Raw genomic sequence first — 22,784 nt, 5'->3', positions numbered from 1 at the left:
TTTGGTCTCGTCAACCAGAGGAGACACCATGGTCAGGAAAATCATTGCCGTTGGCGCTGCGTTGTTCGCGCTGATGTTTGTCGCTCCAGCCGCACAGGCCCTCGACTGTTATAACGCCAGCCGACCTGCCTATACGGGCAACGATTATATTCTCGTTTCGGCCCCCGACTTCAGTGCACACGTGCACCTTCAGGGTGAGTGGGCCTTCATCCAGGAATTCGGGAACTGGATTTTCCTGCCCCCGGGAACAGTTCCTATGGGTCCCGCGCAGAGTGGCAACTACCAGAACGGCACCGGTTTCGCCCTGTTAGTCAACGCCATCTGCGATTCCCAGGGATCGGTTCTGGACAACCGACAGACCGACCATGGGATTCAGTTGATGCACGGCTGCGGGGAGATGCCCTAACGTAAGTAAGTCGTACGAAGTGTCGTTTTGGACGCCCAAAACGACACTTACTACGACCTAGTTGGGTGGGAACGAGGCAAAGGTCGCGTGGGCACCCAGCCGCTTGGCCATCACGTCGATCGCCGGCTGGTTCTGGTCTACACAGACAAACCTGCGGTCCAGCTTCGCCGCCACCGCACCGAGCGTTCCCGAACCCGCGAAGAAGTCCAGGCACCAGTCGCCCGGCCTGCTTGAGGCTGCCACCACGCGGCGGATGAGCCCTTCCGGCTTCTGCGTGGGGTAGCCGGTCTTTTCCTTGCCCGTGGGGGAGACGATGGTGTGCCACCAGACATCCGTGGGCAGCTTGCCGAGCTCGCGCTTGGCGGGAGTGACCAGGCCGGGTGCCATATAGGGCTCGCGGTCCACCTCGGCGCTGTCGAAGTGGTACTTGGCCGGATTCTTGACGTACACTAGGATGTTGTCGTGCTTGGTGGGCCAGCGGAACTTGGCGCGTGCACCGTAGTCGTAGGCCCAGATGATTTCGTTCAGGAAGCACTCGCGGCCGAAGATTGCATCCAGCATCACCTTGGCGTAATGCACTTCCCGGTAGTCGAGGTGCAGGTAGAGCGTCCCGTCGTCCGCGAGCAGCCGCCAGGCTTCGACGAGCCGCGGTTCCAGGAAGGACCAGTAGTCGCTGAAGGCGTCGTCGTAACGGTGCAGGGCACCCTTGATCGTGTCGTAGGAGCGCCCCTTGAAACCGACGCGGTCGCCCGCGCCGTCGGCGTTGACCACCATTTTGGTTTCCTGGCGCTGTTGGGCCCTGCCCGTATTGAACGGCGGGTCCACGTAGATGAGAGTGAAGGCGCCGTCCGGCAGCGAGGGGAGGAATTCCGCGTTGTCCGCGTGTACCACCAGGTTGCTGCCGTCCGGCGCCCAGACAGTGTCAGTCATTGAGGCTGTTAGGCCTCGGCGCTTCCCGGCTGCGCGCCGCTGTCGCCACCGGCCACCACTTCGCCGTTGCGCCGGCGGGTTCGGGTCCGGCGACGGGCGCGCGTGGCCCGGTCAACCTCTGTGGCGGCAGTCCCGGCTGCTTCTGCGGGCGGAGTTGCTGCGCCGGCCGTTGCCTCAGTGTCGGGAGAACGACGGCGGCGGTCCCCGGAGCGTCCGCTGTCATTTCCGCCGCTGTCTCTTCCGCCGCCGGCGCTGCGCCGGCTTCCGGACCGGGCGCCGTCGCGGCTTCCCTCGCGTGCGCCGGAACGGCCACTGTCCCTTGCGCTGCGCGAGTTGTTCTTCCCGGTCTCGCCCAGGTCCTCAAGGACTTCGGCGTTAACTCCGGCCAGCGTGCGCTGGTTGCGGGGCAGCCGGCCCTTGGTGCCTTCGGGGATGTCCAGCTCCTCGAAGAGGTGCGGCGAGGAGGAGTAGGTTTCGACCGGCTCCGGAACGCTGAGGCCCAGGGCTTTGTTGATCAGGCCCCACCGCGGCATGTCATCCCAGTCCACGAACGTGACCGCGGTGCCTTTGTTGCCCGCACGGCCGGTGCGGCCGACGCGGTGCAGATAGATCTTTTCGTCTTCGACGCACTGGTAGTTGATGACGTGGGTGACGTCGTCGACGTCGATGCCGCGGGCGGCGACGTCGGTGGCCACCAGGACGTCCACCTTGTTGTTGCGGAAGGCACGGAGTGCCTGCTCGCGGGCGCCCTGGCCGAGGTCGCCGTGGATGGCGGCGGCCGCAAAGCCGCGGTCCACCAGTTCCTCGGATACCTTGGCGGCGGTGCGCTTGGTTTTGGTGAAGATGATGGTTCGGCCGCGTCCGCGCGCCTGCAGGATGCGGGCGACAACTTCGATCTTGTCCATGCTGTGGGCACGGTAGATGAGCTGGCGGATATCGCGCTTGGTCAGGCCTTCGTCATCCGGATCAGCGGCACGGATGTGCGTCGGCTGGGTCATGTAACGCCGGGCCATGGCGACGACGGGACCAGGCATCGTGGCAGAGAACAGAAGCGTCTGGCGGACGGCCGGGGTGCCCGCTATCAGGGTCTCGACGTCCGGCAGGAAGCCCAGGTCCAGCATCTCGTCGGCTTCGTCCAGGATGACCATCTTGACGTTCTTGAGGACGAGGTGCTTTTGCTTGTACAGGTCAATGAGCCGGCCTGGTGTCCCGACGACAACCTCCACGCCCTTCTGCAGGGCCTCCACCTGGGGCTCGTAGGCACGGCCGCCGTAGATGGTGGTGATGCGGGCGTTGCGCTTGCGGGAAGCGGTCTGGAGGTCGTTGGCCACCTGGACGGCCAGCTCGCGGGTGGGAACGATCACGAGAGCCTGCGGAGCTCCCGGTGCCGGGAGTTTGTCGAAACCGGGGTCGTCCTGGCCCACAACGCGCTGCAGCGCTGGAATACCGAAGCCCAGGGTCTTGCCGGTGCCTGTCTTGGCCTGGCCGATAATGTCATGGCCTGACAGGGCCACGGGCAGCGTCATGGCCTGGATAGGGAACGGGTGCGTGATCCCGGCATCGGCCAGGGACTCGACGATATCGGCGCGGACGTTGTAGTCAGCGAAGGATTTCTCCTCGATTTCGTGGGGCTTCTCGTCCGAAATGATAGTTTCTTCCGGCTCGAGGGTCTCGAGGCCGGAATCATCAGTCAGCAGCTGGTGGGTATGCAATTCACTCACAGGGGAGTTTCCTTATTCATTTGGGCATTGGCGCTGCCTGCTCAACGGACTGGCCGGTGTGGCCGTTCCGGAGCACGCTCGGGCGCGCAAGCAAATCCAGTGGAAGCCGATCGCGGGCTATCTAAATGCTGGCACTGGTGACCAACGGGTGTATCTCAAGATCGCGTAGGGGCGGGCTTGTTGAGTTCAAAATCAATGAATCAACGACCGGGCATCCATTTCTACTCCTTCAGTCTAGCCGCACGGAGCCTGAATGCTGGCTTTGGCGCCTTCGGGCGCCGAAGTCGCGGCCCCGAAGTCTTACTCCACCAGCTCGAAGTGAACTTCACGGGTGGTGATGTCCGAGGAGATCAGCCGGACACGGACCTTGGTGCCCGACTCCAAATCGCCCGCGCACCGGGCGGTGACTGCTGGTTCGGCAATCTGGATAATCCCCGAAGCGCCGTTGCCGTTTCCGTTACCGTTCTTGCCGTTGCCGGCGCCGTTCTTGCCGTTCGTGCTTTTGCCGTTGGTGGCGCTGTCGCCGTTGCCGCCCCCGTTGTCCCTCTGGGGCTTGGACCCGGAGATGACTATCGCATCGAATTCCTGCCCGACGTGGTTCACCAGCAGTGCTGCCGCGACGGTGTCCAGCGCCATGCGTTCCATCCGCGATGCGAGCTGATCGGAACCAGCCATAATCACCGGAAGCGACGGCAGCGCTTCCCTGGCCCAGCCGGGCACCGGCCTGCCGTTGCTGAGCGCCTCGCAGATCACCAGCACGAAGCGGTCCACGAGCCGCCGGAGTGGGGCTGTGGTGTGCGCATAGGCGGCGCCGATGGCGGACTGGACGGCATCGTCCGGAACGCTGCCGTCGAACGCTGTGTAGCTGGCGCCGCGGAACAGCATCCCGGCCGAGTGGAGGATGGCCAGCTGGCGCGGGTCCAGGGGGTCAAGGGTGCGGAGGTATTCCCCGTAGCTGACCTCCCCGTCCCAAGGCCTGCCCAGGGCCTCGGTCTGGATCCTGAAGTGCCGCAGGGAGCGTTCGTCGGGGGACGGCATGGTACGGAGGATCCCCACTTTTCCGTCCAACATCAGCCTGGCGGCCGCCATCCCGGTCAGGAGGGAAATCTGGGCATTCCAGTCCTCCACGGGAAGCTGCGGAGCTGCCGCAATCCGGTATCCGCCGTCGGGCAGCTGGACGATTTCCTGTTCCGGCATGTTCAGGCTGGCTCCGCCGCGGGCACGCTCCAGATCAACGCGCTTGAGTCCCACTTCCTTGAGGAGCTGCAGGACGGGGCTGGCTGTGCCGGCGTCGAGCTCCGACTGGGCGCCTTTGTAACTGAGCTTGCTGCGGCTTCGCACCCGGGCCCTCCGGACAGCCACGGAGGTGACCTCGGCGGCGTCATCAAGCCGGAATTCCCAGACAAATGCCGAGCACAGCTGGCCTGCGAGGAGGCTGCCGGCTTGCTCGCTGATGACCTCGGGATGAAGCGGAATTCGGCCGTCGGGAGCGTAAAACGTCTGGCCCCGGCGCCGGGTTTCCGCATCCAGGGCACCGCCGGGGGCCACAAAGGAAGGAACGTCCGCGATGGCGTAAAGCACGTTGTAGCCCGCGCCGTCTCGCTCAATGAAGAGGGCCTGGTCCAGGTCTGTGGACGACTCGGGATCAATGGTCAGGAACTCCACGCCAGTCAGGTCGGCCTCCGGAAGCTGGTGTGATGCCACGGCCGCCTCGGCGTCACGTACCGCTTCCGCGGGATACGGTCCCGGCAGTTCAAGCTCTACCCGCAACGCGCCCAGCGCCTCCTCGAGCGCGTTCGTGTGCTCGTGGACGCTAGGGGCCAACCGATGATGTGACACGAAAATCAGGTTAGCCCGAATTCCGCAGATAGTGCACGCCATCGGCCCGCTTGCTGCTTGGAGCGTCCGGGAAGGCCTTAGGGCGCGTCGGCCCCCAGCGCGGCTAGCAGCGCGCCGGCCGCTGCGGCCGGATCAGAGGCCTCAGTAATGGCACGGACCACTACCAACCGGCTGGCACCGGCTGCCACCACCTGCTCCACATTGCCCAGGTCAATGCCCCCAATGGCGAACCAGGGCACGCTTGCCCTGCCGGGAAAGGAGCCGGCCTTCGTCACCTCTCCTGCCGCATACCTGATCAGGTCAAGTCCGACGGCGGACCGGCCGGGCTTCGTGGGGGTGGCCCAGACCGGCCCAACACAGAAATAGTCCAGTCCTGCCGGGGCGTCAAGCATTGCGGCGGAGGCTCCGATGGCGCCATCGATCTGTGCTGTGGTGTGAGTGGACAGGCCTATCTCCGCGTTCCCGTTCAGCAGGGTCCGTGCCGCCGGAAGCGGAAGGTCCTTCTGGCCGATGTGGAATATGGGTGCGCCGGACAGGACTGCGATATCGGCCCGGTCATTCACGGCCCACAGCCGTCCGTGGCGCTGGGCTGCTGCTTTCAGTACCGCAAGCAGTTCGAGTTCCTCGGCCGCTTCGATCGCCTTGTCCCGGAGCTGGATGATGTCCACGCCGCCGGCAAATGCCGCATCGACAAACTCGGCAAAGTCGCCGCGCTCGCGGCGCGCGTCTGTGCAGAGGTAGAGGCGTGCGCTGTCGAGGCCTCGGCCGCCGTCTTCGCTGCCGGCGTCGGGGTTGCTGGAAACGGCCGTGCTGTCAGAAAGGGCAGGGTTCATGGAAACCACCCTAGTTCCTCTAAACTGGGCTGGTACTGCGGGAGCCCGCGGCAGCTGTCACCAAGCGCCGGGCTGAGAGGGCGTCAGAGCCGACCGCTTGACCTGATCCGGCTAGTACCGGCGTAGGGAAGGAGACACATCATGCCCCCGTCAGGGAGAGCGTCCCCCAGCGTTTCTTCGTCCGGCTTCCCGCAGGTACTGAACGCGGACGTGGCAGTGATCGGCGGCGGAGTCATCGGCCACGGCATTGCGTGGGAAGCGAGGCGCTCCGGGCGTTCCGTGGTCCTCATCGATGACGCGCCCGGTTCCGGCGCAAGCTGGGCGGCCGCGGGTATGCTCGCCCCCGTCAGCGAGCTCCACTACCAGGAGGAGGACCTCCTGGAACTCATGCTCGAGTCCTCCGGCCTGTGGCCGGACTTCGCGGCGGACCTCGTCGATGCAAGCAAGCAGGATCCCGGCTACCTGGCGACGCCCACCATCGCCGTGGGCGTCGACGCCGCGGACCGCAGGGCGCTCATGGACCTGCGCAGCGTCCAGCAGGCCAACGGGCTCGAGGTGGAACCGCTTATGGTCCGCGAAGCCAGGGCCAGGGAGGGCCTGCTCAGCCCGGCCATCTCCTGTGCCTTGGACATCCCCGCAGACCATCAGGTGGATCCGCGGAAGCTGGTGGCATGCCTCCGCCGTGTGCTCGCTTCCCACGATCCTGGATCCAAAACATTTGTCGAAGGCGCCCCGGATGGCTTCGCCGCCCCAGACCGGGCCACGTCCCTCCTCTGGCAGGACGGGCGGGTAAGTGGCGTGCGGCTCGCACACGGAGGGACAGTCCTGGCCTGCGAGACGGTGGTGGCCAACGGGCTGCAGGCGGCGTCGCTCGAGGGCCTCCCAGAGGGGCTGCAGTTGCCCCTGCGCCCTGTCCATGGCGACATCCTCCGGCTGGCGGTTCCTCACCACCTCCGCCCGCTGGTCACCTCTACCGTCCGTGGCCTGGTCCACGGTGTCCCGGTCTATATCGTTCCGCGTCAGGACGGCACGGTGGTGATCGGAGCAACCCAGCGCGAGGACGCGTTGTCCGCCACGGGGGACGCCGCGGTCTCTGCCGGCGGCGTCTACCAGCTGCTGCGGGATGCCCAGGCCCTGGTGCCCGCCGTTGCTGAGTTGGAACTGCTGGAAAGCACGGCAAGGGCACGGCCGGGCACCCCGGACAACGCCCCGCTGCTGGGCCGTGTACGCATGCCCCGAAACACCAGCCAAGGAGGCACGGTCCAGGACGGCGAGGAGGAGATTTCCGGGCTGATCATAGCCACCGGGTTCTTCCGTCATGGCGTCCTGCTCACTCCCGCGGCGGCCGTCATCTGCCGGTCCCTCATGGACGGCAACGAAGACCCGCGGTGGCGGGTTTTCAGCCCGGCCAGGTTTTCCGGCAGGCACCGGTCCGCCAGCACCCCTGACCCACAAAAGGAATCAGCATGAACATCACCCTCAACGGTTCGCACCACGCCATGGCCGACGGCGCCTCCATCACCACCCTTGTCAGCCAGGTCACCGGCCGCCCCCTCGCGACGGATGGCCAGGCGACAGACGGCCGGAAACTCGGCGTGGCTGTGGCGCACAATTCCGCAGTGGTTCCCCGCAGCCAGTGGTACGTCACGCCGCTCGCCGACGGTGACGACGTGGAACTCGTCACGGCAGTCCAGGGAGGCTGACCCCATGACAGAAACTAGCAGCGTCAACACACTGAACCAGCCGATCGGCGCGGACCAGCTGGTTATTGACGGCGTCGCCCTCGGATCCCGGCTCATCATGGGTACCGGCGGCGCACCCAGCCTGGACGGGCTGGGTGGTGCCTTGATAGCGTCCGGAACCGAGCTGACCACCGTGGCCATGCGGCGCTATTCGCCTGCTGAGACGGGATCACTCTTCCAGCTCCTGGTGGAACACCGGATCCGGGTGCTGCCCAACACCGCCGGTTGCTTCACGGCCAGGGATGCGGTCATGACCGCGGAACTGGCCCGTGAGGCCCTGGAAACCGACTGGGTCAAACTTGAGGTCATCGCGGATGAACAGACCCTCCTGCCGGACGCCGTTGAACTGGTGGACGCCACCGAACAGTTGGTCAACCGTGGCTTCAAAGTGTTCGCCTATACCAACGACGATCCCGTCCTGGCCCTTCGGCTCGAGAACCTCGGCGCCACGGCGGTCATGCCGCTGGGAGCTCCTATCGGCACGGGCCTGGGCATCCTCAATCCGCACAATATCGAGCTGATCGTTTCCCGCGCTTCGGTTCCTGTGATCCTGGACGCCGGCATCGGTACGGCCTCGGACGCCGCGCTCGCCATGGAGCTGGGGTGCGACGCCGTATTGCTGGCGACCGCCGTGACGCGTGCGCAGAACCCGGCCCTGATGGGCGAAGCCTTCAAACACGCCGTCATCGCCGGTAGGCTGGCGAAAGCGGCCGGACGGATACCGCGCCGCGAGCACGCCCTGGCGTCATCGGCCATGGAAGGCCGGGCAGAGTTCCTCTAGACCGGCATCCAGCCGCCGCGGCCACCGGGACCGGGCTCACCGCGACGAGTCAAGGAGTCAGCTGTGGCCGGCAAGGAAGACATTCTCACCAGGGTGCGGATCGAGGAGGCACTTGACGGGCTCCCGGACTGGCGGTACCGCCTGGGCGGACTGGTCACTGTCTACAAAGCGCGGACGGCGGCCGCCGCGCTGGAGCTGATTGCCGCCGTCGGACGCTTGGCGGAAGAGCAGAACCACCATCCGGATCTTGACTGGCGCTACAACCGTGTGTTCATCCGGTTCACATCCCACGACGCCGGGGGAGAGGTTACCGAGCGCGATACCAGGGCGGCAGCGGCCGTCACCGCGGCCGCCTCGGCGGCCGGGGCTGCGGCGGAGCCAGGCCTGTACAGGACCGTTGAAGTGGCGGTCGATACGGCGGACGCCGGGGCAATCTCGGAAGTGTGGCGCGTTGCCCTGGGGTACAAGAGGGCCGAAGAGGGAAACGACCTGATGGATCCGTACGGGCGCGGACCCAACGTGTGGTTCCAGGAAACCTCGACGCCTAACAGCAGCCGCATCCATCTTGACGTCCATTGGAGCAAAGCCGAATCCGGACCCGTCCTGGAGAAGACTGCCGCCACCGGCGCCTTAATGAACCGTGACCACGCACCCGAATGGGTGGTGGTCACGGATGCGCAGGGAAACCGTCTGTGCCTGTGTACAGAGGAAGGCTTTGACCCCGAGGCTTAGGCGCACACCCGCTACAGCTTGAGCGCTGCTGTCAGTCGAATCGTGTCGTAACGGGCCCGGGCGCGGCCCAGGTAGGTAACCGCCCCTACGGCCGCCGCGGTTCCCAACGCCATGGGCAGGACCCACGGGATCCAGGTGAGGCCGGGCTGGTAGCCAAAGCCTGCCGTAATGAAGATGATCCAGCTCAGCGCGCCCACACCTACCGCAACGCCTGCGGGCAGGCCCGTGCCGTACTTGGCATGGCGCTTGTCATTGGCCCAGACGACAAAGCCTGCGGCCGTGGTCACCAGTACGACAATGGTCAGTGAAAGCATGCAATCTCCTCGGGGTGCGGCCGGTGCCCGGCACAGGGGGTCAGAACTGGCCGAAACCCACGCGGCGGGCCTCTTCGGCACCGATCTCCACGTAGCCCAGGGCATTCCCGGGAACGATGATCACACGTCCCTTGTCATCCTTGAGGCGCAGATCGCTGCCCTTCGCGATGGCGTCTTCGACGATCTTGGCTACTGAATCAGCATCCTCTGCCGACTCAAGCACAATTTCGCGGCCAATATTCTGAACGCCGATCTTAATTTCCAAAGCGGGGCCTCCCAGCCAATCAAAGTTTCACAAGTGATCTCTTATTTGTAGTCTAGGTTTCCTTGGGGAAGCGAGAGATTCCGCGCCAAGCTAAACGGTAGATCAGGTCGCTGGCAACATCCAAGTCAAGGTTGCCGTCTGTTTCAAGCCAATAACGGGCGCTGACCTGGGCCATTCCGGCCAGCCCCCGCCCCAGGAGCTGGGCTTCCAGGTGCGGCAGCTTGGTGTCCTCGGCGATGACGCGGGCAACGGCGTCGGCGAAAGTCCTATTGAAGGTCTCCAGCCGGGAGCTGACATCGGGATCGTTGATGAGGTCCGATTCGAAGACCAGCCGGTGCGCCTGGTCATCGCTGGCGATGAACCGGAAATAGGCCCGCATGACGGCCTGGACACGTTCATCGTTGTCAGTGGTGGAGCTGAGGGCTCCAAGCATGAGCTCGGTCAGGGACGTGAGATGGCTGTCCAGCAGTGCCAGGTACAGTTCCCGTTTTGACGGGAAATGCTGGTAGAGGACCGGCTTGCTGACATGCGCCGTCTCGGCGATCTCATCCATCGCTGCGCCGTGGTACCCGTTGGCGACGAAGACTTCCTGTGCGGCCGCGAGGAGCTGCGCGCGGCGCTCGTCACGGGGGAGCCGCGCGGATCGCTGGCCCGAGGTGCGTTGCGGGACGGCCGGTTCGCCGCCGGACGCCCGGTCAGTCCGTGCTTGATGAACCACAGTTGTCCCCACTTTCCATGTGCAGTTACTTCTACTTTACTGCGCGGTAATATGACCGAGCGGTTTCTCGGGGCTACATTGAAGTATGGCTTCGACATTCACCACAAAGGCTTCGTCTGTTTCGCTTGAACCGCTGGTGGAACCCGCCGGCGATTTGACCCCGGCCGAGGTGGAACGGTATTCGCGGCACCTCATCATTCCGGAGATCGGCGCAGTGGGGCAGCGACGGCTCAAGAATGCAAAGGTTCTGGTCATCGGAGCCGGGGGATTGGGCTCGCCTGCACTGCTGTACCTGGCCGCGGCCGGAGTCGGCACGCTTGGAATCATCGACGACGACGCCGTCGATCTCAGCAACCTGCAGCGCCAGGTGATCCACGGCGTCGCCGACGTTGGACGGCCCAAGATCGAATCGGCCCGGGATGCGATTGCCGGGCTGAACCCCCTGGTAGACGTCAGGCTGCATAACGTCCGGCTGGATGCCTCCAATGCGTTGGAACTTTTCGCGGACTACGACCTCATCCTGGACGGGGCTGACAACTTCGCCACGCGCTACCTCGTCAACGACGCCGCCGCCATCCTGGGCAAGCCCTACGTCTGGGGCTCAATCTTCCGCTTTGACGGCCAGGTCAGCGTCTTCTGGGAAAAGCATGGACCCACCTACCGCGACCTCTATCCGGAGGCCCCTCCCGCCGGGTCCGTGCCGTCCTGCGGTGAGGGCGGTGTGTTTGGCATGCTGTGCGCGGCTGTGGGCTCCCTCATGGTGACCGAGGCCGTCAAGCTGATCACCGGCGTCGGGCGTTCCCTCCTGGGCCGGGTGGCTCTGTTTGACGCCCTCGGAGGCAGCTGGCGTGAAATCCGGGTCTCCAAGGATCCGGAGGCCGAGCCCATTACGGAACTGGTCGACTACGAGGCGTTCTGCGGTATTGTCCCCGACGCATCCGCGGACACCGAACACACGGTGACGGCGAGGCAGCTGGCCACCATGCTGGCGTCGCGGAAAGCCGGGCTGAAGGACTTTGATCTCATCGACGTCCGTGAACCGGGTGAGCACAGCATTGTCAGTATCGAAGGATCCGTGCTGATCCCGCAGGGAAGGATACTGGCGGGAGAGGCCTGGGGCGAACTTCCGCAGGACCGGGACATCGTGTTCCTCTGCAAGGCGGGGACCCGGTCAGCCAACGTCCTCCAAGCGGCACGGAAGGCCGGCTACCAGCGCGTCAGCCACCTCGACGGCGGGGTTCTCGCCTGGGTGCGCGAGGTGGAGCCGGAAAAGCCTGTCTACTAACGGTGTCCGGGGAGATCAGACTCCGGCCCTAAGCAGAATCCCGCTGCTGTTCCTGGTCTCGTCCCTGGTCAACAGGGCACTCGACCGCCGTCGCGGAAGGCAGCGCAGAAGAAGCAGGCTGCTCCACGGTGATTCCATACAGTGTCTCCAGCGCGGCCACGTAGTCATCCTGCTGCCCGTTCGAGGCAAGTTCGCGTGCCCGCACCGTGGGGACGTGCAGCAACTGCTTCACCATCCGGCGGAGGGCGAACTCCACTTCCTCGGCCGCGGCCGTGCAGCCGTGGCGCGCGCGGACCTTTTCCATTTCCGCGTCCAGAACGTTCATGGTGTGTCGGCGCAGGGCAACAATGGCTGAATCCACGGAGCGGGCCTCCCGCTCCTGCTCGAAAGCCTGCGCCGCACCGGACACGATGCCACTGGCCTGGGCCAGGGACTCGGCCTGCTCCTGTGGAGCGGCGAGACGGACGGATTCCAGCGTGAGCAGCTCGACGCCGTCGAGCTCTCCCACCTCCGGGTCGAAATCGTGGGTGAGCGCGAGGTCGATGGCGATCAGCGGCTGCGGGGATTTCGACCGGACCTCCGCCAGCTCATCGGCTTCGACCCGGGTGTCTGAACCGCTGCAGCCGATCATGACGTCGGCCGCCGCTACGGCCGGCCGAAGGGATTCACTGTCCAGGGCGGTCCCGCCCCGGGTGGCGACAAAGCCTTCCGCGCGGCCTGAGGAGGAGAACACGGAGATGTCGGTGCAGCCCCGTTCACGGAGCAGGGCCATGGTGGCGCCAGCGTACGCCCCGGTGCCGAAAACCACGACTTTCTTGGTTGACCAGTCCGCGTTTTCGGACAAATCCGTGGCCAGGTCCAGGGCCACCGACACGATGGACAACCCGCGGGAACCGAGGGCGGTTTGGGCACCGACGTCCTTGGCGGTTTTGGAGGCGGCCTGGAAGAGCCGGATGAGGCCGGAGCTGGCTGTGCCTTCGTGCTGCGCGGTGATGAGGGCGCGCCGCACCTGGCCTGCGATTTCGCGTTCGCCGACGACGGCGGAATCGAGTCCGGCACTCACGGCGAAAAGATGTTGGCTGACTTCGGGGCCGGTCCGGGTACTGAAGGACCGGGACACGAGTTGTTCGTTGAGGCCGCTCAAATCGCTGATCTGGGACACCAGCGCCGCGCGGGCTGCCTCTACGTCATCCGCGTGCGGTGCTTCCCCGTAGATTTCGTACCGGTTGCAGGTGGCAAGCACCACCGCACCCGTCACCGCCGGCGATCCGGAGAGTGCGGATGTAGCGATCCCGGAAGCACCGTTGCTCAGTTGAGCAACGGTCTCAAGGTCGATGTCGGCGTGTGTAGCCACCAATGAAAAAAGAACCACAGCAGGACAATCATAGCTTTTTCGTGTCTCGGTAGAACAACCCGCAGGATCCGGACGGGAGTGCAGCTGCTGTGATTCCTGACACGGGGCCGGCCGGACGGCCGGGGATGACAGGCTGTCGTTATCTTTTACAGCCGATTTTGGGGACAATCGAAGGCATGACTTCCCGCTCCGTCGTGTCCAACGCCGTGTCCAACGCTGCGTCCAATGCCGCGTCTCCTGCCGTCACCAGTGCCGGCGCCCTTGACGCAGGCCATCCCCTGATGGACGGCCGCACCGCAGATTCCCCGCTGATCACGGCCTACCGCGGCGGCAAGCCGTCGCGCCGTCCCGTGTGGTTCATGCGGCAGGCCGGGCGTTCGCTGCCGGAGTACCTCAAGGTCCGCGAAGGCGTGGCCATGCTGGACTCCTGCCTCCGGCCAGAACTGGCGTCTGAGATCACGCTGCAGCCGGTGCGCCGGCACGACGTTGATGCCGCCATCTTCTTCTCCGACATTGTGATCCCGCTCAAGCTCGCCGGCGTGGGAGTGGACATCGTGCCCGGCGTTGGCCCTGTCCTGGACAAGCCCGTGCGCACAGCCGCCGATGTCGCCGCCCTGCCGCAGCTCACATGGGAAGCGCTGGAGCCCATCCGGGAAGCCGTGCGCCTGACCGTCGCGGAGCTCGGCAAGACCCCGCTGATCGGCTTCGCCGGGGCCCCGTTCACTCTGGCGGCCTACATGGTCGAAGGCAAGCCCTCCCGCGACCACCTCGGTCCCCGCACCATGATGCACGCGGATCCGGAGACCTGGACGGCCCTGGCCAACTGGGCCGCCGACGCATCCGGGATGTTCCTGCGTGCCCAGTTGGAAGCCGGCGCCTCTGCCGGGCAGCTGTTCGACTCCTGGGCCGGTTCCCTGGGCCTGGGCGACTACGCGAAGTACGTAGCTCCGGCGTCTGCACGCGCCCTGGACCACGTCCGGCACCTCGGGGCACCCCTGGTCCACTTCGGCACCGGAACCTCGGAACTGCTGGTCGCCATGCGCGACGTCGGCGTGGACGTGGTGGGTGTTGATTACCGCCTGCCGCTGGATGAGGCCAACCGCCGCTTGGGCGGTACCGTACCGCTGCAGGGAAACATCGATCCGGCACTGCTGTCCGCCCCATGGGATGTCCTGGAGGCCCACATCAGGGAAGTAATCGCTGCCGGTTCGGCCGCGCCGGGCCACGTGCTGAACCTCGGCCATGGGGTGCCGCCGGAAACCGATCCGGCCGTCCTGACCCGGGTTGTGCAGCTCATCCACTCCATTTCCCCGGAGTAGGTCCATGGGCAGCTCCGGGTCCGGCAAAACTGCGCTCGTGGCGGGCGGCGGGATTTCAGGCCTGCTGGCCGCGCGGGAGCTGTCGGCTGCCGGCTACTCGGTGACCGTCCTGGAAGCCAGCGGCACCTGGGGCGGATGCGTGGGCAGCCACGTGGTGGCCGGACTCACGCTCGACAGTGGCGCCGAGTCCTTTGCCACCCGCTCCACCGCGGTGGGCGACCTGGCTGCCGAACTGGGACTGGCCGAAAAGATCGTTGCGCCCCGGCCCGGAGGCGCCTGGGTTCAGCTTCCCGGCGGTCCCCGCGAACTTCCAAAGACCGGAGTCCTGGGCATCCCCGCCAACCCATGGGATCCGGAAGTCCGGCGTTCTCTGGGGTTCCTCGGCTCTCTTCGAGCGTCCCTTGACAAGTACCTGCCCGCCTCCCTGGGGACTTCGGACGAGGTCACGAGCGTGGCGTCGCTGGTGCGTGCACGGATGGGCCGCCGCGTGCTGGACCGGCTCGTGGCGCCCGTGGTGGGGGGAGTGCACTCCGCGGATCCCGGTCTCCTCGACGTTGACATGGTGGCGCCCGGGCTGCGCGCGGGACTCCGCCGGCATGGCTCCCTGGCCGCCGCCGTTGGAGCCCAGCGCCGCGGCAACGCGGCCCCTCCGGCTGATGCTCCGGCCTCACCTCCAATTGCCCCACCGGCAATTTCTAAGGCGGGCTCCGCCGTCGCTGGCCTTGAAGGCGGCATGCACACGCTGATCGCCGCGTTGCTGGGCGACCTCCGGGGCCGGGGCGTGACGCTGCTGGACAGTTCCCGTGCAGACGCCGTGGCCCGAACACCGGAGGGGTGGCGCGTCACGGCGGAGCACGAAACGTACGACGCCGGCCTGCTGGTGGTGGCGCTCGATGGCCCCGCCGCCGTCGGGCTGCTGGAGGAGGCAGTGCCCGGACTCGCAGGCAAGCGCCCGGAAACAGGACCCGACGTCAGGCTCGTCACGCTGGTGGTCGACGTTCCGGAATTGGACCGCAGGCCACGAGGCACCGGAGTCCTGGTGGCCCCGCAGACGCCGGACATCGAGGCAAAAGCGCTCACGCACGCTACAGCAAAGTGGGAATGGCTCGCCGCCGCCGCGGGGCCCGGCACGCACGTCCTCCGCCTCTCCTATGGGCGCATCGACGGGTCAGCCTCCGTGACGCCCGGCCCGTCCACCGACAATGAACTCCTGGCAGCGTCGCTCCGGGACGCCTCGGCACTGCTTGACATACCAATCGACGTGGAGGACCTCGTCGGCTGGGACGTGATCCGATGGCAGGGGGCCCTGCCCTTTGCCGCAGTTGGCCATAAGGCGCGGGTCGCGGAGGTGCGGGAAGCGTGCGCCGGGGCGGGAAGGCTCGGTGTGGTGGGCGGATGGGTGGCGGGGAACGGTCTAGCCGCCGTTGTGGCTGACACGCGGGACCAGATCCGCCAGCTTCTCAGCTGAACGTTGTCCCTGTTCAGCGCACTATCATCCCCTTAAATCACGTCCGGCAGCGCCGCCGGCGGCTTTCATTTCACCCGCGGATGTGGCTAGGGTCGATGACTATGGTTGATTACAGGTCCGAACTTTCACGTTCCCGGACCGGTATCCATGGGGGACTCCAGCGCGGCACGGCAGCAGCCGCAATCGGGGTGGTACTGGTCCTCTCAGCGGGAGTTCCCGCGTCACAGGCAGATGACAGTCCTGATTCCGGCGAGCCGGAAATCCAGGTCACCGGTACTGCACAGCTGCCAGCGGTAGGCGGTTTGCTGAACGGGTTGCTCGGTTCCGTCACCCAGCCCGCCACCACGCCACCCACAACCACGACTCCTTCGCCGACGGGTACGGGTTCCCCGGCGCCGGTGCCCGTATCGCCAGCTGCCCCGGGCCCCGCCACCGTGTCTCAGACTCCGGCCACCAGCAGTGCACCCGGCACTCAGGCTGTGCCGGGTGCCACCGCTACAGGACAGCAGGCCTCGTCCGGGACGGCGACGGCAGATCCAAGGGCCGTCCCCGCGCCAGGACAGCAGCAGCCCGGTTCCGGATCCCAGATAGGCGGCGGGCAGCCAGCTGACCAACAGTCCGCTGGGCAGCAGTCAGCTGACCAGCAAGGTGCTGCCGGGGCGGAGGCCGGTGGGACCGGCCAGCCCACGTCCAGCGTTACCACTCCTACGGCCGGATCGACGTCCCGCAGCGGCAGTCTCCACGCCGCGGGAACCCCGGCCGGCAGCCGGCCGGAAATGGCTCCGGCCTCCGAACCGGCGGCTGGGACTGCCAAGGTGTGGCTGGGAGTGGGCCTGCTGGGATCGGCAGGAGCCGCAGGACTTGTCTTTGCCCGGATCCGCCGGTCCTGAGGCAGCCCGGAGGCGTGCTTGTGCCTGATACTCCGGTCTGAATGTGAAATGCACCACTTCTACGTCTTGTAGAAGTCGCCGGTTTCGACTTGGCGCAGAGGAAGGGGCAAACTGGTAAGCATGAGCCACACTTCCGCCGAATCTGTCACTAAAACCGAAGAATCAGCCGAGCAGTTTTTCACTCTCTGGACCGTTTTCAAGAGGTCTGCCGACGTCCTGCGCAGCGCCGATGCTGCCCAGGACTTCGATGCACTGCTGTCCCGCCTGGCCGAGTCCGGAGTGACCCACCGCGGAAGTTATGACGTCTCCGCCATGCGCGCCGACGCTGACATCATGGTGTGGCTCCACGGGGCCAAACCTGAAGCGCTGCAGCAGGCCATCCGCGATATCCGCCGCAGCAAGCTCTTCGCCGGGACGGAAATCGTCTGGTCTGCCATGGGCGTACACCGCGAGGCCGAGTTCGCCAAGAACCACACGCCTGCGTACTCCCGCGGCGTGGAACCGGCCGACTGGCTCTGCGTGTACCCGTTCGTGCGCTCCTACGAGTGGTACCTCCTGCCCGAAGCCGAGCGCGGCAAGATGCTGCGCGACCACGGCATGCTGGGCCGGGAATTCCCGCAGGTTATCTCCAACACCGTCTCTTCCTTCGCACTGGGGGACTGGGAGTGGATCCTTGGCCTGGAAGCTCCGGACCTGGTTGACCTCGTGGACCTGATGCGGCACCTCCGTTCCACCGAGGCCCGCAACCACGTCCGCGAGGAGATCCCGTTCTACACCGGCCGCCGCATCACCGCCCCAGAGATCGCAGAGGTCCTGGCGTGAGCCCGCTGGACCCTCAGGCGACTGGTGCTTCGGCGACCGCGGTCAACCCGGTGACCCAGGCGGGGCGGATGGACCCCAAGGACTACGACGGCGTCCTGCTCGCCTCCTTCGGCGGCCCGGAGGGCCAGGAGGACGTGATTCCGTTCCTCCGCAACGTGACCCGGGGGCGAGGCATCCCGGATGAGCGGCTGGAAGAGGTCTCGCACCACTACCGGGCCAACGGTGGCGTCAGCCCCATTAATCAGCAGAACCGTGAGCTGAAGGCCGCGCTGGAAGCGGAACTTGCCGCCCGCGGCATCGACCTTCCCGTGCTCTGGGGCAACCGCAACTGGGCCCCTTTCATCCCGCAGACGTTGCAGGACGCGTACGACGCCGGCCACCGCAAGCTGCTGATGGTCACTACGAGTGCCTACTCCTGTTACTCCAGCTGCCGCCAGTACCGCGAGGACATCGGCATGGCCTTGACCGAAACCGCTTTGGATGGGCGGTTGGAAGTGGACAAGGTACGCCAGTATTTCGACCACCCCGGCTTTGTGGAGCCGTTTGTTGAAGGAACCGCTGCCGGCCTGGCCGACGTCCGCGCCAAGCTGGACGCGGCGGGCACCCCTGATGCGCCCGTGCACATCCTGTTCGCCACGCATTCCATCCCAACGCGCGACGCCGAGGCCTCCGGACGCTCCGAGTCCGAACCCCGGACCTTCGAGGACGGCTCGGCCTACGTCGCCCAGCACCTGGCAACAGCCGCGGCGGTGCTAAGCCGGGTCGAGGCCGAATCAGGCCTCACGGCGCCGTGGTCCCTCGTCTACCAATCCCGCTCCGGGGCACCGCACGTGCCGTGGCTGGAGCCGGACATCAACGACGCCATCGAGGACCTGGCCGGCCAGGGTGTCAAGGGCATCGTGATCGTACCCCTGGGCTTCGTCAGTGATCACATGGAGGTTGTCTGGGACCTGGACACCGAAGCCCTGGAGACCTGCAGCAAGCTGGGCCTTGCCGCCACCCGTGTCCCCACGCCGGGAACCCACCGCACGTTCGTGAACGGGCTGGTTGACCTCATCTCGGAACGGACGGTGTCCAACAACATCAGCGACCGGCCGGCCCTGACCAAGCTGGGCCCGTGGTATGACGTCTGCCGGCCCGGCTGCTGTGCAAACTTCCGCGGCGAGAAGCCGGCCATTGCCGGAGCTGACAGCACAGTCGGCACCGGTCACGACGCTTACCCCGCCGCCAACGCAGGCGTGGCCGGGCCAGAAGGCGTCCAGTGACTGTCAGGATCGGAACCAGGGCCAGCAAGCTCGCCCTGACGCAGACGCAGCAAACTGCTGACCGGCTGGCCGGCGTCGGAGGTTTTCCAGTGGAACTGGTGCACATCAGGACCGACGGCGACATCCTCAAGGGCTCGCTGTCCCAGATGGGCGGCACCGGGGTGTTTGTGACCGCCCTGCGGGACGCCCTGTTGCGGAACGAATGCGACGTCGCCGTCCATTCCCTCAAGGACCTGCCGACTGGCGTGCCGGTCGGCCTGGCCCTTGCCGCCACGCCGCCCCGGGTCGATGCCCGCGATGTCCTCTGCGCACGCGATGGCCTGAAGCTGGCAGACCTGCCTTCGGGCGCCACCGTGGGAACAGGGTCGCCCCGCCGCGCGGCCCAACTCCGCGCGGCCCGGCCCGACCTGCAGATCATAGACATCCGCGGCAATGTGGACACCCGCCTTGGCAGGGTCCCCGGACTTCCGGGCAACACCACCGACCAGATTGTGCCGGGCAAATCCTGTGACCTCGACGCCGTAGTCCTGGCCGCGGCCGGGCTGGAGCGGATCGGCAGGCTGGACGCCGTCAGTGAATTCCTCGAAACCGACGTGATGTTGCCCGCTGCCGGGCAGGGGTCGCTCGCGATTGAATGCCGCACCGCCGACGCCCCCCGCAAGGCTGGAACCGCTGAAGGGTCCCAAGGCGTCCTCGCCCAGGCCCTCGCGGCGCTGGATGATCCTGACACCAGGCTCGCCGTCACCGCCGAGCGTGCGCTCCTGGCCCGGCTGGAAGCAGGCTGCGCCGCGCCGGTGGGCGCCTATGCCTACCGGAAGGGCAGCATGCTGCACCTCGAAGCGGTGGTCTGCGCGGTGGACGGGACGGCGTCGGTCCGGGACAAGCGGGCCACCGACGGGCTGACCGAGGTTGGCGCCACGCTGCTCGGCATCGAACTGGCCGAGGTCCTCCTTGCCGGCGGCGCCGCTGACATCGCTGACCTCCACGCCTCCTGATCCGGACCGTGAACACGCGGACTGCAAGGGCTGAGATATTGAAGGTCCTGAGGTGGCCGGAAGGGATTGATATGGCTGGCCAGGACAGTAGCGGACAGTCCCATCAGCAGCCGCTGGCGCATGCCCGGGTCCTGGTTACCCGAAGCCCTGAGCGTTCACTGTCCCTGCTCGCCGCGCTTAAGCGGGCCGGCGCCGAAGTCCTGCTGCTGCCCCTCATCGATTTTGAGCGCGCCGCGGACCAGCATTCCCTGGACGTCGCCTGTGACGCGCTCGGGGCAGGAGCCTTCGACTGGCTCGTCGTCAGCAGCGCCACCACCGTGCACGTTCTCAGCGACAAAGCCGCCGAACGCGGCGTGACGCTGGGCGGCTGGATACCTGCGTCCACCCAGGTGGCCGCCGTCGGGCCAGCCTCCCGAAGACTGCTGGAAGCCGAAGGCGTCAGCGTGGCCCTGACCCCCGAAAATTCGCAGTCCGCCGCGGGCCTGCTGGCGGTCTGGCCCCAGGAGGCAGGGAGGGTGCTCCTGCCGCAGGCAGACATCGCTGCCTCCCGGCTGGGCGAGGGGCTGAGGGCCACCGGGGCCACTGTGACGGTCGTGACCGCGTATCGGACAGTGGACTATCCGGCGGACGAAGAACGCAGGCTGTCCCTCGAGCCCTTTGGTGCCGAACTTCTTCAGCGCAGACCGCTTCAGACCGAGCCGCCGGAGAGGGCCGCAGATCCTCTGTCACCGCCGTCGTACCGCCTGCTGACTCCGGAAGGCGCCCGCACGGAGATAGCCGCGCACCGGCTGCACGCCGTCGTCGCAGCCTCGCCCAGCGCCGTTCGGCGCATCCACAGTTCACTGTCGCCCCTGGACAGATGCCGCCTGGTAGCGATCGGGCGTTCGACGGCGGACGCGGCGGCCGCGCTTGGCCTGGACGTTGCGGCAGTTGCGGCTGACCCCTCGCCCGACGGACTGGTTGCCGCCATCGCCGAAGCCCTCGACTCTGAGCAACCACCTGGACCCAATGTGAAGGACGAATCATGAGCTTTCCCAACGAACGCCCCCGCCGCCTCCGCACCACACCGGCCATGCGCAGGCTTACCGCTGAAACCCGGCTTGCCCCGGCGGAGCTGATCCTGCCTGCTTTCATCCGCGAGGACCTCAGCGAGCCCAACCCGATCACCTCCATGCCCGGCGTGGTCCAGCACACCACAGACACACTCAAGCGGGCAGCCGCAGAGGCAGCCGGACTGGGCATCGGAGGCATCATGCTCTTCGGCATTCCGGCCGTCCGGGACGCAGACGGAACGGCTTCCCTGGACCCCGACGGCGTCCTCAACAAGGCAATCCGGGACGTCCGCTCCGAGGTGGGCGACGAACTCGTGATCATGAGCGATGTCTGCCTGGATGAATTCACCGACCACGGGCACTGCGGAGTCCTGGACGCCGAGGGCAACGTGGACAACGACCGCACCGTGGAGATCTACGCCAGGATGGCAGTGGCGCAGGCCGACGCCGGGGCCCACATGCTGGGCCCGTCGGGAATGATGGACGGCCAGATCGGCGCCATCCGCACAGCATTGGATGAAGCCGGGCACACCACCACTTCGGTGGTGGCCTACGCCGCCAAATACGCCTCGGCGTTCTACGGCCCATTCCGGGAGGCCGTGGATTCCCAGCTTAAGGGCGACCGAAGGACCTACCAGATGGACTCCGGCAACCGCCGCGAGGCCATCCGGGAAGTCGAGCTTGACCTGGCCGAGGGCGCCGATATCGTCATGGTCAAACCGGCCATGAGCTACCTGGACATCGTGGCCGACGTCGCCGCGATGAGCCCCGTCCCCGTTGCCGCCTACCAGATTTCGGGGGAATACGCGATGATCGAGGCCGCCGCCGCCAACGGCTGGATCGACCGCCGTGCAGCCATCACCGAATCCGTGCTCGGCATCCGCCGGGCCGGCGCGGACATGGTGCTGACCTACTGGGCATCCGAGCTTGCCGGCTGGCTGAAGGAATCCCGGTGACCGAGAAGGCAGCCGATCCTGCAGCGGGCCCTACGGCGCCGGTTGCGGAGGACCGGATCCTGCTGGGCCTGAACACCTTCGGCGACGTCGGAGTCTTCCCCGATGGGCAACCCGTCCCGAACGCGCAGGTGCTGCGCCAACTCCTCGAACAGGCGGAGCTCGCGGACGAGGTGGGCTTGCATGCCTTCGGCGTCGGGGAGCACCACCGCAAGGACTTCGCGGTTTCGGCCCCTGAAGTGTTCCTCGCCGCCGCGGCGGCCCGGACCAGGAACATCCGGTTGGGCTCGGCCGTGACGGTGCTCAGCTCCGATGACCCCATCCGGGTGTTCCAGCGCTTTTCCACCGTGGACGCCATCTCGAACGGCCGGGCCGAGGTCATGCTTGGCCGCGGGTCCTTCATTGAGTCCTTCCCGCTGTTCGGCCTGGACCTGGCGGACTACGAGGTCCTGTTCGAGGAGAAGCTTGAGCTGTTCGACAGGGTCCGGGCACAGAAGCCCGTCCACTGGGAGGGCCGGACCCGGCCTGCCATCAACGGGCTGAACGTCTATCCGCCGCTGGAACACCATCTGCTGCCCGCCTGGGTGGGGGTCGGCGGCACCCCCGAATCCGTTCTGCGCTGCGCCCAATACGGCTACCCGATCATCTTCGCCATCATCGGCGGACAACCCCGGTCCTTCGCGCCGCTTGCCAACCTCTACCGCGAGGCGATGGCAAAGTACGGCCACCCGATGCAGCAAATGGCGACACATTCCCCGGGCCACGTTGCCGACACCGACGAGCAGGCACGGGAGGAGCTCTTCCCGCACTGGCTCGAACAGCGGAACCGGATCGGACGAGAGCGCGGCTGGGGTCCGGCCAACCGCGGAGAATTCGACGCGATGTGCGCACCGGAGGGTGCCCTGTACGTCGGCTCGCCGGAAACCGTCGCCGCGAAAATTGCCCTGCTCAAAAAGAACCTGGGCGTGGACCGCTTTGATCTCAAGTACAGCAACGGGACCCTGCCACATTCGGCCATGATGCGCTCCATCGAGCTGTTCGGCACGGAAGTGGCGCCCCGGGTGGCGGTGCTGCTGGCCGGGGCTTCCCCGGCCACCTGA

23 protein-coding genes and 1 riboswitch are annotated in these 22,784 nt (G+C 66.4%); of the genes, 15 read left to right on the top strand and 8 right to left on the bottom strand.

The window, feature by feature from the left end:
* Positions 1 to 28 precede the first annotated feature (28 nt).
* The gene (locus tag J7E83_RS07355; RefSeq protein ID WP_214960409.1) at positions 29 to 406 is read left to right on the top strand and encodes a hypothetical protein; all 378 of its coding nucleotides are present in this window, start codon (positions 29 to 31) and stop codon (positions 404 to 406) included.
* Positions 407 to 463: 57 nt separating this feature from the next.
* Here J7E83_RS07355 and J7E83_RS07350 read toward each other — a convergent pair whose 3' ends face one another.
* From J7E83_RS07350 to thiE, 4 genes are all read right to left on the bottom strand, one after another.
* Positions 464 to 1,336 (bottom strand): site-specific DNA-methyltransferase, encoded by an 873-nt coding sequence (locus J7E83_RS07350; protein WP_214960407.1) that lies wholly within the window; start codon positions 1,334 to 1,336, stop codon positions 464 to 466.
* An 8-nt stretch (positions 1,337 to 1,344) separates the two neighbouring features.
* Positions 1,345 to 3,057 (bottom strand): DEAD/DEAH box helicase, encoded by a 1,713-nt coding sequence (locus J7E83_RS07345; protein ID WP_214960404.1) that lies wholly within the window; start codon positions 3,055 to 3,057, stop codon positions 1,345 to 1,347.
* Positions 3,058 to 3,357: 300 nt separating this feature from the next.
* On the bottom strand, positions 3,358 to 4,896 hold the full coding sequence (locus J7E83_RS07340; RefSeq protein WP_214960402.1) for an RNB domain-containing ribonuclease: 1,539 nt from the start codon (positions 4,894 to 4,896) through the stop codon (positions 3,358 to 3,360).
* A gap of 77 nt (positions 4,897 to 4,973) precedes the next feature.
* Positions 4,974 to 5,729 carry a thiamine phosphate synthase gene (gene thiE / locus J7E83_RS07335; RefSeq protein WP_214960400.1) on the bottom strand — a complete coding sequence of 252 codons (756 nt, stop codon included), beginning with the start codon at positions 5,727 to 5,729 and terminating at the stop codon, positions 4,974 to 4,976.
* Between the two features lie 27 nt (positions 5,730 to 5,756).
* Positions 5,757 to 5,875, top strand: a riboswitch (TPP riboswitch).
* On the opposite strand from thiE, the gene thiO reads away from it, so the two are divergent.
* From thiO to J7E83_RS21510, 4 genes are all read left to right on the top strand, one after another.
* The gene (gene thiO, locus J7E83_RS07330; RefSeq protein WP_214960397.1) at positions 5,871 to 7,199 is read left to right on the top strand and encodes a glycine oxidase ThiO; all 1,329 of its coding nucleotides are present in this window, start codon (positions 5,871 to 5,873) and stop codon (positions 7,197 to 7,199) included. It overlaps the preceding riboswitch by 5 nt.
* A complete protein-coding gene (gene thiS, locus J7E83_RS07325; RefSeq protein ID WP_214960395.1) occupies positions 7,196 to 7,432 on the top strand; it encodes a sulfur carrier protein ThiS in 237 nt (78 codons plus the stop codon). Before thiO ends, thiS begins: the two co-directional genes overlap by 4 nt.
* Before the next feature lie 4 nt (positions 7,433 to 7,436).
* Positions 7,437 to 8,252, top strand: a complete 816-nt coding sequence (locus tag J7E83_RS07320) for a thiazole synthase (protein ID WP_251043478.1) — start codon at positions 7,437 to 7,439, stop codon at positions 8,250 to 8,252.
* Between the two features lie 63 nt (positions 8,253 to 8,315).
* Entirely contained in the window at positions 8,316 to 8,984 is a 669-nt protein-coding gene (locus tag J7E83_RS21510; protein ID WP_214960393.1) for a 4a-hydroxytetrahydrobiopterin dehydratase, read from the top strand.
* A gap of 11 nt (positions 8,985 to 8,995) precedes the next feature.
* Here the strand turns inward: J7E83_RS21510 and J7E83_RS07310 are convergent, their stop codons facing one another.
* The 3 genes from J7E83_RS07310 to J7E83_RS07300 are packed head-to-tail and all read right to left on the bottom strand — an operon-like array spanning position 8,996 to position 10,281.
* The gene (locus J7E83_RS07310) at positions 8,996 to 9,298 is read right to left on the bottom strand and encodes a hypothetical protein (RefSeq protein ID WP_214960391.1); all 303 of its coding nucleotides are present in this window, start codon (positions 9,296 to 9,298) and stop codon (positions 8,996 to 8,998) included.
* 40 nt (positions 9,299 to 9,338) lie between these two features.
* The gene (locus J7E83_RS07305; protein WP_214960389.1) at positions 9,339 to 9,563 is read right to left on the bottom strand and encodes a DUF3107 domain-containing protein; all 225 of its coding nucleotides are present in this window, start codon (positions 9,561 to 9,563) and stop codon (positions 9,339 to 9,341) included.
* Between the two features lie 52 nt (positions 9,564 to 9,615).
* On the bottom strand, positions 9,616 to 10,281 hold the full coding sequence (locus J7E83_RS07300) for a TetR/AcrR family transcriptional regulator (protein WP_214960387.1): 666 nt from the start codon (positions 10,279 to 10,281) through the stop codon (positions 9,616 to 9,618).
* Positions 10,282 to 10,366: 85 nt separating this feature from the next.
* Here J7E83_RS07300 and moeB point away from each other — a divergent pair, with 85 nt between their 5' ends.
* Entirely contained in the window at positions 10,367 to 11,566 is a 1,200-nt protein-coding gene (gene moeB / locus J7E83_RS07295; RefSeq protein ID WP_214960385.1) for a molybdopterin-synthase adenylyltransferase MoeB, read from the top strand.
* A 28-nt stretch (positions 11,567 to 11,594) separates the two neighbouring features.
* On the opposite strand, the gene J7E83_RS07290 is transcribed toward moeB, so the two are convergent.
* Positions 11,595 to 12,938, bottom strand: a complete 1,344-nt coding sequence (locus J7E83_RS07290) for a glutamyl-tRNA reductase (protein WP_214960383.1) — start codon at positions 12,936 to 12,938, stop codon at positions 11,595 to 11,597.
* 158 nt (positions 12,939 to 13,096) lie between these two features.
* Here J7E83_RS07290 and hemE point away from each other — a divergent pair, with 158 nt between their 5' ends.
* From hemE to J7E83_RS07245, 9 genes are all read left to right on the top strand, one after another.
* Entirely contained in the window at positions 13,097 to 14,239 is a 1,143-nt protein-coding gene (gene hemE, locus J7E83_RS07285) for a uroporphyrinogen decarboxylase (RefSeq protein WP_214960381.1), read from the top strand.
* Between the two features lie 4 nt (positions 14,240 to 14,243).
* Positions 14,244 to 15,707, top strand: coding sequence for an NAD(P)/FAD-dependent oxidoreductase (locus tag J7E83_RS07280; RefSeq protein WP_214960379.1), 1,464 nt, complete (start codon positions 14,244 to 14,246; stop codon positions 15,705 to 15,707).
* 101 nt (positions 15,708 to 15,808) lie between these two features.
* Positions 15,809 to 16,597 (top strand): hypothetical protein, encoded by a 789-nt coding sequence (locus tag J7E83_RS07275; RefSeq protein WP_214960378.1) that lies wholly within the window; start codon positions 15,809 to 15,811, stop codon positions 16,595 to 16,597.
* Between the two features lie 120 nt (positions 16,598 to 16,717).
* Positions 16,718 to 17,419 carry a hydrogen peroxide-dependent heme synthase gene (gene hemQ / locus J7E83_RS07270; protein WP_214960377.1) on the top strand — a complete coding sequence of 234 codons (702 nt, stop codon included), beginning with the start codon at positions 16,718 to 16,720 and terminating at the stop codon, positions 17,417 to 17,419.
* Positions 17,416 to 18,684, top strand: coding sequence for a ferrochelatase (locus J7E83_RS07265; protein WP_214960376.1), 1,269 nt, complete (start codon positions 17,416 to 17,418; stop codon positions 18,682 to 18,684). Before hemQ ends, J7E83_RS07265 begins: the two co-directional genes overlap by 4 nt.
* Positions 18,681 to 19,679 carry a hydroxymethylbilane synthase gene (hemC, locus tag J7E83_RS07260; protein WP_214960375.1) on the top strand — a complete coding sequence of 333 codons (999 nt, stop codon included), beginning with the start codon at positions 18,681 to 18,683 and terminating at the stop codon, positions 19,677 to 19,679. The genes J7E83_RS07265 and hemC overlap by 4 nt, the downstream gene beginning before the upstream one ends.
* A gap of 71 nt (positions 19,680 to 19,750) precedes the next feature.
* The gene (locus J7E83_RS07255; RefSeq protein WP_214960374.1) at positions 19,751 to 20,707 is read left to right on the top strand and encodes a uroporphyrinogen-III synthase; all 957 of its coding nucleotides are present in this window, start codon (positions 19,751 to 19,753) and stop codon (positions 20,705 to 20,707) included.
* A complete protein-coding gene (gene hemB, locus J7E83_RS07250) occupies positions 20,704 to 21,687 on the top strand; it encodes a porphobilinogen synthase (RefSeq protein WP_214960373.1) in 984 nt (327 codons plus the stop codon). Before J7E83_RS07255 ends, hemB begins: the two co-directional genes overlap by 4 nt.
* Complete coding sequence (locus tag J7E83_RS07245) at positions 21,684 to 22,784, top strand: LLM class flavin-dependent oxidoreductase (RefSeq protein ID WP_214960372.1); 1,101 nt, start codon at positions 21,684 to 21,686, stop codon at positions 22,782 to 22,784. The genes hemB and J7E83_RS07245 overlap by 4 nt, the downstream gene beginning before the upstream one ends.

It is taken from the genome of Arthrobacter sp. ISL-48 (assembly GCF_018613805.1).
In the GTDB taxonomy this organism is placed as follows: Bacteria; Actinomycetota; Actinomycetes; order Actinomycetales; family Micrococcaceae; genus Arthrobacter.
The sequence above is the reverse complement of the archived record's forward strand: the minus strand, read 5'-3'. Positions and strand labels throughout refer to the sequence as shown.